Source organism: Paenibacillus sp. SER-28 (genome assembly GCF_052906305.1).
Window position 1 is genome coordinate 104,160 of record NZ_JBRECM010000008.1, and the last position, 15,950, is coordinate 120,109.

The following is a 15,950-nucleotide window of genomic DNA, read 5'->3' on the forward strand; positions in this document are numbered from 1 at the left end:
GTGCTATCTCGTAAAGGAGGTGTAATAATCTCGAATAATGAATTATGAGAAAAAGTTAAAACAAATTAGGCTTTACATGGCTGGTTTACTGGCTGTCTGGTTGTTCTGTATACATAGTGCGCCTGTTTTTGCGGACAGAGCCTTTAATGATATCGAACATTCCTATGCAGCTGATGCGATTGAGACCATGGCTGCTCAAGGTTATGTTACGGGTTATCAGGATGGGAGCTTTCGACCTTTACATTTTATCTCGCGACAGGAATGGGCAAGCATTTTCGCTAAAACCTTAAAGCGAACATCGAATAACAGAGGCGTAACTTCTTTTCGTGATGTGTCACCATGGGCTCTACCTTATGTACAGGCCTTACAGGAAGAGAGAATTACGAAAGGAATTAGTGATCAATTATTCGGTGCCAAGCATAATATGACTCGTCAGGATATGGCCGTTTGGTATGCCCGCTATTTTGGTGTTACTGAAGATACCCGATCGGTTGGTATATCCAGTTTTGTGGATCAATCTGATATATCAGATTATGCACAAACGAGCGTATGGCTGATGGAACGGCTGGAACTGATCGAGGGAGATACGAATCACTATTTCCATCCTAAAGAGTCTGTGAGACGGCAGGACGCCACGCTGGTTGCTTATCGGATATGGTTAGGCGGTGGAGGTCTGAGAGAACGTGCCAAGCGTTTGCTGGAGTTATTAGGAAGTGGAACTGCAACGATGCCTCAGACGACCAGCCAACAAGAATCGAAGAAGATCACGGTCGATTTGACACCGGAAATTAGTCAACAACCTGTGAATTCGGAAATTGAGGAGCCTAAAAAGCATCGCCCAAGCCCCGATTCACCGGAGTCGCCGGTGACACCACCGGAGCCGAAGCCGGAACCGCCAGTTACACCACCGGGACCTAACCCCAAACCACCAGTAATTCCGGCAGATCCACCAGTGCTTCCACCGGATCATTCTTCGGATTTTCTGGTAGATGAGGTCGTAATCAAGGCGCAGGAGCTGGTAAATCAGCCGGAAAGGTACCCTTCGTATCAGCTATCCTTTCAGCTCTACAATGGAGGGCGACCAGTAAGCATTCCTGCTGCCAGCGTCACAAGTGTTACGTACACATTTAGTGATAGGTTAGGTATTTTTGATGAACAAGGGAAAATTGCGCATCCCGAAAATATTCCGGCTGCGGACAGCCTCATTCCTGTAGAAATGAAGGTCACTATTGCCAAACCTTATCAGGTCCTTACAGCTCAGACCAAGCTGATCGTGAAAGGGAAGACTCCACCGGCAGAGCCTTCAAACGTAATCAGGTCCGTATACTTGGCCACGTATACCATTTCAGAGGCCGCAACCTTAGATCCTGCTGCTTGGAATATGTCCTACGTATTTCATAATGCTAAAGGAGAGGTTATAGCTCCTGAATTACTGCCGTCAGACTTGAAGCTTCGGGTAGAGGATTCCAGAGGAATATTTGACGAGGATGGAAAGATTGCCAACCTGCATTTGATTCCGGCAGTGAACTCGGTCATTCCATTAAAGATTGAAGTTGATTCACCATCCCAGGGAATTCACCTCACATCCGATGCGGAATTAACGGTAGAACCTGGAGAACGCAAAAAGCAATATTTTGCTGTCTCCATCATGCTGCAGGGAAGCGCGACTACGGTAGACCAAATCAAGCAATCTCGTCAATTGCTAATGGATCACTTTGGTCCCAACATTAAAGTGACATGGGCCTTGCAAAATGGATTTGTTTTTGTAGAAGCGAATCGACCACAGCTTAAACAGGTTCTGGCATTCGTCGATCAGTATGGAGATGAAGTCGGAATTCTGGCGGGGTACCCGAACCAGTCCGAGCCTGGGCTTCCTGTTTGGGAAGCAAAGATGGGTGAGTGGCTATACATGTATCGTTACAATGCATTCAATGAGCTGCACCAATCCGGTACAATGGGATCACCATCCGTGTTTGAAAGCATGGATACAGACCAATATCGGAAGTATCTTCCGAAATCATTGACCAGCTTTACGGTGAATCCCGAACAGACTCAATGGCTTAAAGATCACTATCGGATTACATCCGCGATGGGATGGTCGGCTACACAATATAATGTCAACGGCATGTATGGTGAGGGCTCACCCTTGATGCCTTACTGGTCCCATAAGGACAATCCAATTGTTCCCGCACAGGGACTAGCAGATAATAGCGGTACCGTATTCATGAACTCGGTTACGATTGATCCGATTGGATCACGCTATACCAAAGATTCCTCACGCTGGACTCTTCATCCGGGTGACCCATATGTGACGGAGACGGATGCGGCACCACAACTGTATATAGTACAGCAATATTTGGATAACCCTTATCAACGTATAAATACAATAAACTACTTGTCCATTATTTTGGACATTAATGCACTTGCCAACACCCATAACATGGGCCCAATATGGGAGAACTTTGTGAATCACTTCCCGCTTGATCGTAAGGTCGAGATTGTGGGTGTGGACGGGCTGAAACAGATTTATGAATCGGCAGCAGGATCCAATAATGATCACTCGGAATTTACGCTCATGTTTAGAGGATCGGGTATTAAGACGGCTATGGACTCCAATAATTCACCAGCAAATCTGCGCTATTTGTGGACTGAAAATGCCTCACAGCGGATTATTTTATCCAAAGAGGATGGAGATGCGGCATGGTCCATTATTGACTTTACCGATTATACCCGAAAACCAGTTCCGAAGCTGGCCTACAGCCCGGAGAATAGTCACACGGACGTAAGCTATGTCACCGGAAGGAACTTCAAGCTATGTCCAACGGCTCCTTTAACAGCGGATGAAATTCAACGCGTAAAGGATCGTTTGAAGGATATTTACTTTGCAGAAGAAGTAAATTATCAGTAAGTAATTGGAAAGAGTTAAGAGCTGATGTTTTATGAAAAGGGGGTGTCCCCACAGCCATCGAAATGGCTGTGGGGACACCCCTTTGTTTTAGAGAAAAGGTTTTACACCCATTCAATAACCTGATCTACAGATCGCCGGGTTTTGCCGCGCGGCTCGTTCAGACGGTATCCAAATGCCACCATACAGGAAATACCGAAATGCTCGGCATCCATGATGCCTTCTTCGGAGAGGATGCGTTCGATTTCCTGTTTATTAAAACCTTCGATAGGACAGGAATCAATGCCGATTTGAGCTGCGGCAGTCATCATGTTACCCAGTGCGATGTAGGTTTGTCGGCAGCCCCACTCGAACAAGGCTCTTTTATTTTCCTCCAGCCCAAAATCAGATTTTAGAAAGGCATCATACACTTTTTCTCTGCCTTGAATCACTTCAGCGGGTAATTGCTGCACGTTCTCCATCATACTCTTGATATAATCGGAGGAGGCTATCATATCTTCTGGAAGTCTAGAGAGGATGAGTACAAAATGGCTGGCTGTTGGCAGTTGTTTTTGGGCCCCCCAAGAGTAAGGAAGCAGCTTCTCACGCATTGCTTTACTCTGAACGACAACAAATTTCCAAGGTTCAAAGCCAAATGAGCTTGGAGATAAACGACCGGTTTCAAGAATAAAATCAAAATCGGAATCGCTAATTTTCTTATGACTATCAAATTCCTTCGTTGCATGTCTGAACTCGTATGCAGATAAGATTTGATCTTTAGTAGTAGTTAAGGTTTCCATCGTTATTCCACTCCTTATGGATGTGATTAAAATTGACGCTTACCAAGTGACATGCTTAATATTAGAATATACATGATCGTTTTTGAAGTACGCACATTAATGTGCTGTAGTATATAAAATGATACCAAGGAGGAGAAAAGCCTATGCGCAATCGGAAAGGCGGCTTTGGGGAATGTACCGCTGGAAATGATCAGGCGTGTCCAGTTGAGTTCACGCTGGACGTGATTGGGGGCAAATGGAAAGGGATTATTCTATATCATCTTATGTATGGGACTAAGCGATTTAGTGATTTTCGGCGGATCTGTCCGGGAATTACTCAGCGTATGCTGACACTCCAATTGCGCGAGCTGGAAGAGGACGGAGTCGTTCACCGTGAAGTCTACCAACAGGTTCCTCCTAAGGTCGAATACTCTCTAACTGAATTTGGAAAAACGCTGATCCCGATTATTAACCTGATGAAGGATTGGGGAGAAGAATATAAAACAAAACAGCGATCATCAGAAAGCAGTCTCCAGCAGCCTAGCCCCAATGTGTAGGTTTTTGAGACGGCTCCACGAAAAAAGACTTGGCCATCATTTTGGCAGGTCTTTTGTTTTTTAAAGTGAAATGATGCAAAGTTCGTTTTTTAGTTGACAGCAAGGACAACGCTTGATATATTTCTTACGATATTGATAATCATTATCATTTGTATTGGAGATCATCTCCACAATATATAGGGGGCTAATCAGTTGAAAAGAAAATCGTATTTTATGATGACAGCTATGTTACTTGTATTGTCTGTATTCATCAGCGCTTGCGGCGGAAATAATAATGGAAGTAGTCCGGCTTCATCTTCAGAAGATAAGCAAGAGTCGGCTACTACTGGAGAGACTAGAAGCTTTAAAACGGTTAAAGGGGATATTCAAATTCCTGCTAAGCCACAGCGCATTGTAACGGATTTTTACGGCGGAGAATTGCTGTCCGTGGGTGCTAACGTGGTGGGTGTGGAGCCGACTGCGTTTCAAAATCCTTTTCTGACCGATTTGCTGAAGGAAAAAGGAACCAAAGAGGTGGGTGATCCGACCAATTTGGAAAAGACGCTGGAACTCAAACCCGATCTGATCGTGGTTATGAAGGATACGAATTATGAGGCTTTGTCTAAAATCGCACCTACCCTGTACATTCCGTATGGTACGACGAATAATATCTATGATACGGTCAAGCTGTTCGGCGATATCACTGGGGAAAAGGAGAAGGCCGAGCAATTTATTACTGCATTTGATAAAAAGGCCGCTGAAGGTCGCGCACGTCTTAAAGGTGTGATTGACGAAAAGGCAACTTTCGGTCTGTATGAGTTGACGGACAAGCATGCACTTTGGATCTTTGGTGACAATGCGGGTCGCGGCGGCCAAGCTGTATACAATGCACTTAAACTGAACATGCCAAAGAAAACAGTGAACTCCAAGGAACAAACGGTGCAGCTTTCGATGGAGGTATTGCCACAGTATGACGCAGATTATATGTTCCTGACTACGTATGACCCCGAGAAAAAGGGTGACGCGCTCAAACAACTAAAGTCGTCCGCTGTGTGGGGGAATCTTCCAGCGGTGAAGAACAATAGAGTGTTCTTTAACGATTTTGATACGTATTATCGTTATGATCCAATCGCTATTACCGGGCAAATTGATATGATCGTAGATATGCTGGTCGAAAGAGAAAAAGAGAATAAAGCTAAACAATAGATGTGAGATTCTGCGTTGTAATGAATTACTCAAAACAGATAGGAATTCGCATGTTATACGCAGTATATAGCATTAAAAACCAGTCCAACATGAATCATGTTTGGACTGGTTTTTAATTTACTATTTTGTCGTAATTTCAATAGTATCTTCTTTTTGTATCCAATCAGCTATTTTTTTGAAGAAATGTTTTGGAACAGGTTAAACACGGTTATGAGCAGACTAATTCGCTATTCGACTGCGCACCATCAACAAGGTTTGTTCTTTGATTTGTCCGATTTCACGGATGAGTGCGGCTGTCTTGGTCTCATAGGAGTATTTGACATCCAAATCTTTCAGCGAAGCAAGGTTAATGTCGACGGTAAGCAGGGCGGATTGAGCGGCGGCTTCGAACAGGATCGCGCCGATGCCAAGATCCGAAATCACATTTTTATTGGATATTTCCACAATGTTGTAGGCTTGCGACAATCCGTCCCGGCATACTTCCAGCAGGCGCATGGGTACCTCAATGGCAGCGATCACCGCCGTCTGTAAGGAATGGGTACGATAGCGCTTTTCTTCGTCCGTTTCCTTGGGCAAACGCAGCGCGGTCATGTACTGTTCAAAGGATTGGATGTCTGCGACCATTAGTTCCTCACAATGTGTAGACAATCTTTCCATGCTGCTAATGACGTCCGTGATTTGTTCATGGATATGCGCATATTTTTCTCCTTGTGAAAGGTTGGCGGTCATGGAGGTCATAGCCGCGCCTAGTGCCGCAGCCAGTGCGGATACACTTCCTCCGCCGGGGGTAGGTGCTGCACTTGCAGCCTCTTTTAGAAAATGCCCGATGGAATGATTCCACGACAGTTCACTCATGAATAGACCACCTCTCTGGAGTAGTGTTGCAGATGTATTGCTTTGAGCAGATTTTTGTATAAAATCGCAGTTGTTAAGGTGCCAACACCGCCGGGAACCGGAGAAATGGCATGGACCTTTTCCCCAACGTCTAAAGCGGCATCCCCCACTATTTTTCCCTCTAGCGTCTCATTAATTCCCGCATCTACCAAAATCAGACCGGGATGAACCATATCCTGTGTAATCACATCAGGGCATCCGACTGCGACGAAGGCAATGTCTGCATGGCTCAGATGCTCTGCAATATCACGTGTTCCTGCATGACAGGCGGTAACGGTGGCATTTTCTCTTTGCAACATGTGGAAAAGGGGAAGTCCCACTGTCTGTCCGATGCCCACGAGAGTGACATTTTTGCCTGCCAATGTGTGACCGTAATGCTTGAGCAGCTCGATACAGGCTTGAGGTGTTGCGGGATATAGTCCTGCGTCACCTGTTACGGTAGCCAGCTTGTTATCAGGTGTAATTCCATCAATATCCTTGTAGGGGGCGATGGATTGTTTAATAACGGAGGCGGAAAGATGTTGGGGAAGCGGCAGTTCCAGCATAATGCCATGTACATGGGGTGCATTGTTCAGACTGCCGATCAGGTGCAGTAGCTCGGTTTCGCTAACATGACGATCAAAAGTATGAAGATGAAATGAGATGCCCAGCTTCTCCGCTATTTTTTGCTTGGTCCGGGCATAGTAGGCAGAAGCCGGATCGCCTTCTACCAATAGTGTCGCCAGATGGGGACGGTGTCCTTGCTGCTTCATTTCTTCTACCTGTGAACGGATCGTTGCATATACTTGCTCAGCTGCTTCTTTGGATTTCATGATAATAGCCATAGTCCGAGCCTCCTCTGAATTTATCGCATGATTTATCAACAGGGTGTCATGGTCTTGTAAAACGAAAAAAAGTATTTGCACAAGGTCGTCAAGACAGACGAATCCTCTGCAAATACTTCTCCCAGGCGAACGGTACGCTTTTTTTGTATGCTCCCTCGTGGTTCATTCCACTGACTTCGCCAGTCACATACAGCGTTATTATGTCTTATATTTTAACAAATAATCCTCAGAAAAGAAACCCGCGAACATTTGGAAAACGGGTTATGTTACTTGTCTATATGACAAATGTCATATACCCGAGCTGACGTTTATGACTACAGCGTCTACAGTCTTCACCTTATACTGAGATTAGATCAACATGTACGCCTAACAGGATCAAGGTATAGGCGTCATTTTAAAGGAGGATCATAATGAGTATGACACAACTCCCATTAGCCCAATTGAAAAAAAATATGGCTCCCTACGAGAAAATAAACACGAAATCCAGCGTTCTGCAACTCATCAATACTTTGGGTCCACTGATCCTATTGTGGTATGCTGCTTATCTTAGCCTGTCGGTTTCGTACTGGCTGACGCTTCCCATTGCCATTGTTGCATCCGGGTTTGTGGTACGGACGTTTATTATTTTTCATGATTGTGGTCATCAATCCTTCTTCAAAAGCCGCAAGCTGAACGACATTGTGGGAACGATTACAGGTATTATAACGCTCTGTCCTTATCATCAATGGAAAAATAGTCATGCGATCCACCATGCAACCAGCAGTAATCTGGATAAAAGAGGCACAGGTGACATGTGGGTGCTTACGGTAGAAGAGTACACAGAGGCTTCCACATGGACACGGCTGGCCTATCGTATATATCGAAATCCTTGGGTTATGTTCGGACTAGGTCCGATCTATACTTTTTTGATTTCCTATCGCTTTAATATCAAGACAGCCAAACGCAAGGAAAAAATGAACACTCATGTGACGAATATATCCATCGTTGCATTGTATGCACTGTTGTGCTGGGCTATTGGATGGCAGGCCTTCCTTCTCGTACAGGCACCTATCTTTTTTGTATCCGGTATGTTGGGCATCTGGTTGTTCTATGTACAACATCAATTTGAGGATTCGTATTTTGAGCATGATGAAGAGTGGAGTTATATTAATGCAGCCGTAGAAGGCAGTTCTTACTACAAGCTTCCTAAAGTATTGCAATGGATTACGGGGAATATCGGATTTCACCACGTACATCACTTGAGTCCCAAAGTGCCAAATTATAATTTGGAAAAAGCACATGAAGCGACACCGTTACTTCAAAAAGCAACCACGATCACAGTGAGTAGCAGTCTGCAATCTTTGAAGTTCCGCCTTTGGGATGAAAATACGAAAACCTTTTTGACCTTTAAACAAGTGAAGCCGCTCCTCAGCAAACGTGTTGCAGTTACGAAACCCATCCCTACACCTGTTGTAAGCACAGAAAGAAAATAACGTTGTACAAAACTTGGTATGATATGATAAGAGATATAAGTCAAGTGAAGTAGAAGAGGGTGGCAGGATGCAAAAATGGTATCAGATTTTTCAAAGAAATACTGGACTTAGCCCTTATGTGTGGGTCGTCTTTTATATCCTGCCCTTTTACTACTTTAGCTCTTCATCTACAAGTCATATTATTCTGGGTACTGCTATTATTTTGGTGTTTTTTGCATGTTATGTATTGGCTTTTGTCTCGAAAGGCTGGCTCATATACTTTTGGACCAGTGTACAAATTGCCATATCGATTACCATGACACTGCTGTTTAGCTATATGTATTTTTCCATATTTATCGCCTATCTGATCGGTAATATTAAAAGTAAGGCTGCATTTACGACGCTGTATATTATTTTAATGGTTATTACGATTGGATTGATCAATTACGGTTTTGTTTCTCAGAATCCCGTTTTTATTAAACAGATTCCTTTTATCCTGCTCAATCTGATCGGTGTGATTCTCCTTCCGATTACGAATTTTAATCGCAACAAAAGCGATCGGCTCCAAGTCCAATTGGAGGATGCCAATAAGAAAATATCGGAATTGATTAAGCTGGAGGAACGGCAAAGAATTGCGCGTGACCTGCACGATACCTTAGGTCAGAAGCTGTCACTCATCGGGCTGAAGAGCGATTTGGCGGGCAAACTGATGGATCAGTACCCGGAGCGGGCTCATGCTGAAATTAACGATGTTCGTCTCACGGCGAGAAGCGCACTAAAAGAGGTGCGGGAAATGGTTACTCAAATGCGCGGTATGCGATTAGAGGATGAACTGCTACGTATTCGGCAGATTTTAAAGGCTGCTCACATTGAATTGACTCTAGAGGGCGACCCGAAGCTGGAGCATACATCATTAATGAATGAAAATGTCCTTAGTATGTGTATGAAGGAAGCAGTGACAAATGTGGTTAAGCACAGTGGAGCCACCGCTTGTTCCATCACCATTGAGCCGTCTCGTAAGGAATTAACCCTTCGAATTCAGGATAATGGAGTCGGTATTACGAGAGAAAATGGAACCTTTCGTGGAAACGGCCTGAAAGGTATGAAAGAAAGGCTCGAATTCGTGAACGGATGTATGGAGCTGCGTTCAGATCAGGGAACGACCCTGGTTATTAAAGTGCCCAATATCACTGAAAAGCCGAATGAGGAGGTGGGGCCATGATTCGAATTGTCATTGCGGAGGACCAGCGTATGCTGCTGGGTGCTCTAGCCTCCCTGCTGGACTTGGAAGAGGACATGAAAGTAGTCGGAAAAGCAAGCAACGGGGAAGAAGCTTTAGAGCTGGTGAAGCTGCATCAGCCAGACATATGCATTATGGACATCGAAATGCCGATCAAGAGCGGATTGGATGCGGCTGAGGAACTCAAAGGCTTGAACTGCAAGGTGCTGATTTTAACTACGTTTGCCCGCCCCGGGTATTTTGAACGAGCGATCAAGGCGGGGACACACGGTTATTTGCTCAAGGACAGTCCTAGTGAAGAGCTGGCTTCCTCCATTCGAAGTATTATGGCAGGTCGGCGTATCTATGCCCCTGAACTGGTCGATGATGCTTATGCCGAAGTCAACCCGCTAACAGAGCGTGAAAAAACCGTTTTGGCGCTCATTGCTGACGGAAAGAACACCAAAGAGATTGCTGGTGAACTGTATTTAACGACAGGGACGGTGCGCAATTATATTTCAGTCATTCTCGATAAGCTGGGTGTCAGTAACCGGATTGAGGCAATTACACGTTTTAACGAAAAAGGTTGGTTTAAATGAGAAACAGGGACGCTATGAAGCAAAATGTAGCGCTCTGTTTTTTTGTTTTATCCATAGATTTGGTATGCCTTTAGCGTACTACCTTGTGATACAATAGGATAGTTGTCCACAGGATGGACTGGAGTACAAGGAGGAGCAGAACCCCATGAAACAAGCCCCATTTATAGCCGTTGAAGGGCCGATCGGAGCAGGTAAAACGACGTTAGCTTCGATGCTTTCAACCGAGCTACATTTGCCGATGATCAAAGAGATTGTCGAGGAGAACCCATTTCTCGATAAATTTTATCAAAATATAGATGAGTGGAGTTTTCAGCTGGAAATGTTCTTTCTCTGCAATCGGTACAAGCAGCTGGAGGATACCGGTCTGCGATATATCGAGAAAGCTCAGCCCGTTATTTCTGATTACCATATCTACAAGAATTTAATTTTTGCCGAACGTACGCTTAAGGGTGTGAAGCTCGAAAAATATCGTCAAATCTATCATTTGCTCACCGATGATATGCCTAAGCCGGACATTATCATTTATATTAGAGCAGATTTGGATACCTTGCTGGGGAGAATTCGCAAGCGTGCACGCTCTTTTGAACAGGAGATGGACCCCGCCTATCTGGAGCAATTGATCATAGATTATGATAAAGGCATGCAGTTTCTCGCTGAACAGTCCCCTTCCCCTCGTATATTGACCGTGAACGGGAATGAAATTGATTTTGTAGAAAATCAGGCACAATTTAAACAAATTGTTTCCGATGTAAAGGAGCTTATATAGTGAATAATTACAACATTCCTGCGAATGCCCTGATTACGGTAGCGGGCACAGTGGGTGTAGGCAAATCTACGCTGACTGGTGCTTTGGCCGGACGTCTTGGTTTTAAAACCTCTTTGGAGCAGGTTGATCATAATCCCTATCTGGAGAAATTTTACCACGATTTCGAAAGATGGAGCTTTCATTTGCAAATTTATTTTCTCGCGGAACGCTTCAAGGAACAAAAGAATATTTTCTTGTCTGGTGGAGGTTTTGTACAGGATCGTTCTATTTATGAGGACACAGGCATTTTTGCGAAAATGCATGCCGATCAGGGAACGATGAACCCTACCGATTATGAAACGTATACTAGCCTGTTTGAGGCGATGGTGATGACACCGTTTTTCCCGCACCCTGATGTGTTGATCTATTTGGAAGGTAGCTTGCCCTCCATACTGAGTCGGATTGAGGAACGCGGCCGCGAGATGGAGATCCAGACCGAGCGTTCTTATTGGGAGCAAATGCATCGCAGATATTCCAATTGGATCAACGAATTTGATGCCTGTCCTGTACTGCGTCTAAACATTGATGAGTATGATGTACACGACCCAGCTTCTATGGATGCCATTTTGGAAGAAGTAGGAAAAGTGATATCAAAAAAATAGAGATATAACCCCAAATAAATGACAGGGACTGTGGTACAATCAGTATAAATTATGCTGATAGACTACAGTCTTTTATTGTCGAATGAACATGTTGAAGCATGAGATATGACTCATGGTATAGTGGACAAGTTTAGACTGGAATGCGAGAATAGGTACATATGAATTGTAATGACTCACGGGAAGGATGGGATACTGTGATGCGTTTTGGTATTGTTGGAACCAACTGGATAACAGAGAGGTTTATTCAAGCTGCGATGGAGACGGACGAATTTTCCCTGACGGCGGTATACTCACGCACAGAGGATAAGGGCAAAGCTTTTGCTGACAAATATAACAGCCAGCCGGAGGTTTTTACAGACCTGGCGCAAATGGCCGCAAGTGATCAGGTCGATGCCGTATATATTGCCAGCCCCAATTCCTTACATGCGGAGCAGGCGATCTTATGTATGAATCACGGAAAGCACGTGTTGTGTGAGAAACCCTTTGCGTCTAATGCAGCAGAGGTGAAGAGCATGATCGAAGCCGCACGCAATAACGATGTTCTGCTGATGGAGGCCGTTAAATCCACACTGATGCCTAACTTTAAAATAATAAAGGATCATATGTATAAAATAGGCCGGGTTCGGCGTTATTTTGCAAGCTATTGTCAATACTCCTCACGCTTTGATGCTTTTAAGCAAGGTAAGGTATTGAATGCGTTTAATCCGGCCTTTTCCAATGGTTCCTTGATGGACCTTGGAGTGTATTGTTTGTATCCTATGGTGACTTTGTTCGGCAAACCTGAGGAGGTTCGGGCGGTTGGTGTACTTTTATCCTCTGGTGTCGATGGCGAGGGCAGTATCGTGATGAAGTATCCTGATATGGATGCTATCGTCATGTATTCCAAAATTACAGATTCCTATCTGCCTGCTGAAATTCAGGGTGAGAATGGAACGATGGTGATCGACAAAATCAGCCAGCCCTATGAGGTGAAAATTCATTATCGGGACGGCACAATTGAGGATCTAACCAAAGCTCAGACGCGTGAGCCAATGTATTATGAAATTCAGGAGTTTATTGATTTGATCAAGAGTGGTGAACGCAACAGTTCCATTAACTCCTTGGAGTGTTCACTTACAGTCGCTGAAGTGATGGAGGAGGCAAGACAACAATTCGGCCTTCGTTATGAAGCAGATTTGAAAAATACTTCTGCACATTAGTCTGTGGAATGATCGAGATTGCAATGCACAAAGGGCTGCCGGTTTGCAAACTTTGCAAATATACGGTTAGCCTTATTTGGCTTTGTAGCCCTAAAAGTGTAAGCAATTGTGATGACAGGAGTCAGAAGGCTATATTCATTTTTTATTGACAGATTCTCCTTCTTGTCTTAAGGTGTTAACAATGCAATATACAGTTAAATAATCCCACTTTCGGTCAAACGAAGATTAGGGAGTTTTTTTTAGGGTATAAATCCGATTAAATCCACCGGATTACTAAAATGGGGTGGAGGAATACATACATTGTAGACGTAAGGAGGAAGCAGTTTGATAAAGTTTGAACAAGTTAGCAAAATATTTACCTTACCCAATCGTAAGGTAAATGCTCTCGAAAAGGTTTCGTTATCGGTTGAAAAAGGAGAAATTTTCGGCGTGATTGGTTTTAGCGGTGCAGGTAAAAGTACGCTGCTACGGCTTGTCAATTTACTGGAACGCCCCTCAGAGGGACGAATTGTCGTTAATGATCAGGATGTTACTCAGATACGTCCTAAGGAACTAAGGAATTTAAGAAGACGGATCGGGATGGTATTCCAAACCTTTAATTTGTTTAACTCTCGTACTGTATATGGCAATCTGGCTTATCCTCTAAAACTGGCTAAACTGCCCAAGACACAGATAGATGCTCGTGTTAAGGAGCTACTGCAATTTGTTGGATTGGAGGACAAAGCGGATTCCTATCCGGAGCAGTTATCTGGCGGGCAAAAGCAACGGGTCGGCATTGCCAGAGCACTGGCGAATTCGCCCGATATTCTCATCTGTGATGAAGCGACCTCGGCCCTCGACCCGGAAACGACAGAAGATATATTGAGGCTGCTGAAAAAAGTAAATGAAGAGTACCAGATTACGATCTTGCTCATTACCCATGAAATGAATGTGATTCGCAGTATTTGTGACCGTGTGGCGGTGATGGAGAATGGTAGGGTGATTGAGCAGGGCAGTGTGTTCGATGTATTTGCCAATCCACAGACGAAGACAACGAAAAATTTTATTCGCTCTGTACTGAATGATCAGCTTTCACCCAAACTGCTGAGCAAGATTCGGGAGCATCACGCTGGCCGATTGTACAGACTTGTTTTTCGGGGTGGGGCGACCAGTGAACCGGTGCTTTCTAGAGCGACACGGAAGCATAATCTGGATTACAACATTGTATATGGAAGTATTAATGAGCTACAGGGAGCGCTGTTCGGAAGCTTAATTGTCGAGTTAATCGGTGCAGACGATGAAGTTAACAAGGCCGTGGAGGAACTACGAACGACGGTGGAAGTCAGGGAGGTCATCGATCATGAGAGTTAATTGGGATACATTTTGGCTCAAGGTAGTGGAGGCTACAGGGGAAACGCTTTTGATGGTTGTTGTCACGCTGATTTTTGCCAGTATTCTGGGGCTTATGATTGGTTTAGTACTGTATGTGACACGTAAAGGGAGCTTGTTTGAAAACAAATTTGTGTTTATGTTTCTGAATTTGCTGATTAATATCATTCGCCCGATTCCGTTTATCATTTTTTTAGTGGCGATTAGCCCGTTTACGCGTTTAATCATGGGAACCACGATTGGAACCTCGGCGGCTATTTTCCCAATGACTATTGTAGCGGCCTTTGCTGTAGCGAGAATTGTGGAAAATAATCTGGTCTCCATAGATCCGGGCATGATAGAAGCTGCCAAGGCACTGGGTGCGACTCCATTTCAGATCATCACGGGTGTGTTGATTCGGGAAGCGCTGGGACCTTTGATTCTTGGGTTGACGTTTATTACCGTGGCCTTGATTGATTTCTCTGCCATGGCTGGTACGGTGGGCGGAGGAGGCCTTGGGAATCTGGCAATGACCTATGGTTATCAACGATTCGATACCTCGGTCATGATTGTCACGATTGTTTTGCTGATTATTTTTGTACAGGTCGCCCAATATGCGGGGAACTACTTGTCTCGTAAATTTCTACGGCGCTAATGGAAACAGCGTATTATACATAACGATTAAAGGGGAAATGAAAATGAAAAAAATATTTCGCTTGGGTTTACTAGCTATTCTTAGTGTAGCGGTTCTATCTGCTTGCTCGGCTAACGGTTCGGGCTCAAATTCAAATGAAAAAGTACATGTTAAAATCGGGGTTTCAGGATCTGAGGACACGTATTGGGATGTGCTCAAGAAGAAAGCAGAGGCCAAAAATATTGAAATTGAGCTGATCAGTTTCTCGGATTATACATTACCCAATAAGGCGCTCGCCAATAAAGAGGTAGATTTGAATTCCTTTCAACATTTGGCCTTTCTCAGTCAGTTTAATGTAGAAAATGATGTGAATATCGTCCCTATTGGTGCAACGATTATCGCTCCGATGGCACTGTACTCTGAAAAATTCAAAAACGTATCGGATATTCCTGACGGCTCAAAAATTGCTATACCGGATGATCCCTCCAATCAGGGACGGGCTTTAAAACTGCTCCAGTCTGCAGGGCTGATTAAGTTGAAGCAGGATGCGGGCCTGTATCCAACCACGGATGAAATAGAAGGTAATCCTAAAAAGCTGGAGATTGTCCCAGTTGTTGCCCAGCAGACGCCGCGCGTCTTGTCTGATGTAGCCGCCTCAGCTGTGAACAGCGGTGTTGCTACGGATGCTGGGCTCAAGCTGGACGGAGCCATCTACAAGGATGATGCAAGCAGCGAAGAAGCGAAGCCATATGTGAACGTGTTTGCTGCCCGTGCGGAGGATAAGGATAATGCGACTTACAAAACGATCGTGGATTTGTATCATGATGCTGATGTAGCCGAGGCGGTAAAACAGGATTCCAAAGGAGCTAACGTCGTGGTAGACCAGTCTGCCGAAGAGCTACAGGCCACATTGGATAAGCTGGTAGCAGATGTTAAAGCGCAAAAGAAATAAGAATGTTGAACAGAAGTAG

15 protein-coding genes and 1 riboswitch are annotated in these 15,950 nt (G+C 44.4%); of the genes, 12 read left to right on the top strand and 3 right to left on the bottom strand.

The window, feature by feature from the left end; genetic code table 11:
* The first annotated feature begins 37 nt into the window (after positions 1–37).
* Positions 38–2,908, top strand: coding sequence for an S-layer homology domain-containing protein (locus ACUYLD_RS18345; RefSeq protein WP_446675677.1), 2,871 nt, complete (start codon positions 38–40; stop codon positions 2,906–2,908).
* Between the two features lie 101 nt (positions 2,909–3,009).
* Here ACUYLD_RS18345 and ACUYLD_RS18350 read toward each other — a convergent pair whose 3' ends face one another.
* Entirely contained in the window at positions 3,010–3,684 is a 675-nt protein-coding gene (locus tag ACUYLD_RS18350; RefSeq protein WP_322162428.1) for an NAD(P)H-dependent oxidoreductase, read from the bottom strand.
* 143 nt (positions 3,685–3,827) lie between these two features.
* Between ACUYLD_RS18350 and ACUYLD_RS18355 the strand changes: the two genes are divergently transcribed.
* Both ACUYLD_RS18355 and ACUYLD_RS18360 read left to right on the top strand, forming a co-directional pair.
* On the top strand, positions 3,828–4,220 hold the full coding sequence (locus ACUYLD_RS18355; protein ID WP_165179453.1) for a winged helix-turn-helix transcriptional regulator: 393 nt from the start codon (positions 3,828–3,830) through the stop codon (positions 4,218–4,220).
* Positions 4,221–4,412: 192 nt separating this feature from the next.
* A complete protein-coding gene (locus tag ACUYLD_RS18360; RefSeq protein WP_446675678.1) occupies positions 4,413–5,405 on the top strand; it encodes an ABC transporter substrate-binding protein in 993 nt (330 codons plus the stop codon).
* 219 nt (positions 5,406–5,624) lie between these two features.
* Here the strand turns inward: ACUYLD_RS18360 and ACUYLD_RS18365 are convergent, their stop codons facing one another.
* Positions 5,625–6,260: a cyclodeaminase/cyclohydrolase family protein gene (locus tag ACUYLD_RS18365; RefSeq protein WP_250259326.1), complete on the bottom strand. Its 636-nt coding sequence runs from the start codon at positions 6,258–6,260 to the stop codon at positions 5,625–5,627.
* Positions 6,257–7,123, bottom strand: a complete 867-nt coding sequence (locus tag ACUYLD_RS18370) for a bifunctional 5,10-methylenetetrahydrofolate dehydrogenase/5,10-methenyltetrahydrofolate cyclohydrolase (protein ID WP_069291169.1) — start codon at positions 7,121–7,123, stop codon at positions 6,257–6,259. Before ACUYLD_RS18370 ends, ACUYLD_RS18365 begins: the two co-directional genes overlap by 4 nt.
* 112 nt (positions 7,124–7,235) lie before the next feature.
* Positions 7,236–7,320: riboswitch (ZMP/ZTP riboswitch) on the bottom strand.
* Between the two features lie 213 nt (positions 7,321–7,533).
* On the opposite strand from ACUYLD_RS18370, the gene ACUYLD_RS18375 reads away from it, so the two are divergent.
* From ACUYLD_RS18375 to ACUYLD_RS18415, 9 genes are all read left to right on the top strand, one after another.
* A complete protein-coding gene (locus tag ACUYLD_RS18375) occupies positions 7,534–8,595 on the top strand; it encodes a fatty acid desaturase (protein WP_013308916.1) in 1,062 nt (353 codons plus the stop codon).
* Positions 8,596–8,662: 67 nt separating this feature from the next.
* Positions 8,663–9,796, top strand: a complete 1,134-nt coding sequence (locus ACUYLD_RS18380) for a sensor histidine kinase (protein WP_069291170.1) — start codon at positions 8,663–8,665, stop codon at positions 9,794–9,796.
* Positions 9,793–10,392 (top strand): response regulator transcription factor, encoded by a 600-nt coding sequence (locus tag ACUYLD_RS18385; protein WP_025683815.1) that lies wholly within the window; start codon positions 9,793–9,795, stop codon positions 10,390–10,392. The genes ACUYLD_RS18380 and ACUYLD_RS18385 overlap by 4 nt, the downstream gene beginning before the upstream one ends.
* A 145-nt stretch (positions 10,393–10,537) precedes the next feature.
* Positions 10,538–11,158, top strand: coding sequence for a deoxynucleoside kinase (locus ACUYLD_RS18390; protein WP_254351154.1), 621 nt, complete (start codon positions 10,538–10,540; stop codon positions 11,156–11,158).
* Entirely contained in the window at positions 11,158–11,799 is a 642-nt protein-coding gene (locus tag ACUYLD_RS18395) for a deoxynucleoside kinase (protein ID WP_013308920.1), read from the top strand. The genes ACUYLD_RS18390 and ACUYLD_RS18395 overlap by 1 nt, the downstream gene beginning before the upstream one ends.
* A gap of 197 nt (positions 11,800–11,996) precedes the next feature.
* Positions 11,997–12,998 carry a Gfo/Idh/MocA family protein gene (locus ACUYLD_RS18400; RefSeq protein ID WP_103049808.1) on the top strand — a complete coding sequence of 334 codons (1,002 nt, stop codon included), beginning with the start codon at positions 11,997–11,999 and terminating at the stop codon, positions 12,996–12,998.
* A gap of 324 nt (positions 12,999–13,322) precedes the next feature.
* Positions 13,323–14,348, top strand: coding sequence for a methionine ABC transporter ATP-binding protein (locus ACUYLD_RS18405; RefSeq protein ID WP_061830651.1), 1,026 nt, complete (start codon positions 13,323–13,325; stop codon positions 14,346–14,348).
* Positions 14,338–15,000, top strand: a complete 663-nt coding sequence (locus ACUYLD_RS18410; RefSeq protein WP_069291173.1) for a methionine ABC transporter permease — start codon at positions 14,338–14,340, stop codon at positions 14,998–15,000. The genes ACUYLD_RS18405 and ACUYLD_RS18410 overlap by 11 nt, the downstream gene beginning before the upstream one ends.
* Positions 15,001–15,043: 43 nt before the next feature.
* Positions 15,044–15,931 (top strand): MetQ/NlpA family ABC transporter substrate-binding protein, encoded by an 888-nt coding sequence (locus ACUYLD_RS18415; RefSeq protein WP_061830647.1) that lies wholly within the window; start codon positions 15,044–15,046, stop codon positions 15,929–15,931.
* Positions 15,932–15,950: the final 19 nt, after the last annotated feature.

Bases quoted from the DNA above. Each gene is read 5' to 3' on its own strand.
- ACUYLD_RS18345 (WP_446675677.1), top strand. From the start codon at position 38: ATGAATTATGAGAAAAAGTTAAAACAAATTAGGCTTTACATGGCTGGT.
- ACUYLD_RS18350 (WP_322162428.1), bottom strand. From the start codon at position 3,684: ATGGAAACCTTAACTACTACTAAAGATCAAATCTTATCTGCATACGAG.
- ACUYLD_RS18355 (WP_165179453.1), top strand. From the start codon at position 3,828: ATGCGCAATCGGAAAGGCGGCTTTGGGGAATGTACCGCTGGAAATGAT.
- ACUYLD_RS18365 (WP_250259326.1), bottom strand. From the start codon at position 6,260: ATGAGTGAACTGTCGTGGAATCATTCCATCGGGCATTTTCTAAAAGAG.
- ACUYLD_RS18370 (WP_069291169.1), bottom strand. From the start codon at position 7,123: ATGGCTATTATCATGAAATCCAAAGAAGCAGCTGAGCAAGTATATGCA.
- ACUYLD_RS18375 (WP_013308916.1), top strand. From the start codon at position 7,534: ATGAGTATGACACAACTCCCATTAGCCCAATTGAAAAAAAATATGGCT.
- ACUYLD_RS18380 (WP_069291170.1), top strand. From the start codon at position 8,663: ATGCAAAAATGGTATCAGATTTTTCAAAGAAATACTGGACTTAGCCCT.
- ACUYLD_RS18385 (WP_025683815.1), top strand. From the start codon at position 9,793: ATGATTCGAATTGTCATTGCGGAGGACCAGCGTATGCTGCTGGGTGCT.
- ACUYLD_RS18390 (WP_254351154.1), top strand. From the start codon at position 10,538: ATGAAACAAGCCCCATTTATAGCCGTTGAAGGGCCGATCGGAGCAGGT.
- ACUYLD_RS18400 (WP_103049808.1), top strand. From the start codon at position 11,997: ATGCGTTTTGGTATTGTTGGAACCAACTGGATAACAGAGAGGTTTATT.
- ACUYLD_RS18410 (WP_069291173.1), top strand. From the start codon at position 14,338: ATGAGAGTTAATTGGGATACATTTTGGCTCAAGGTAGTGGAGGCTACA.
- ACUYLD_RS18415 (WP_061830647.1), top strand. From the start codon at position 15,044: ATGAAAAAAATATTTCGCTTGGGTTTACTAGCTATTCTTAGTGTAGCG.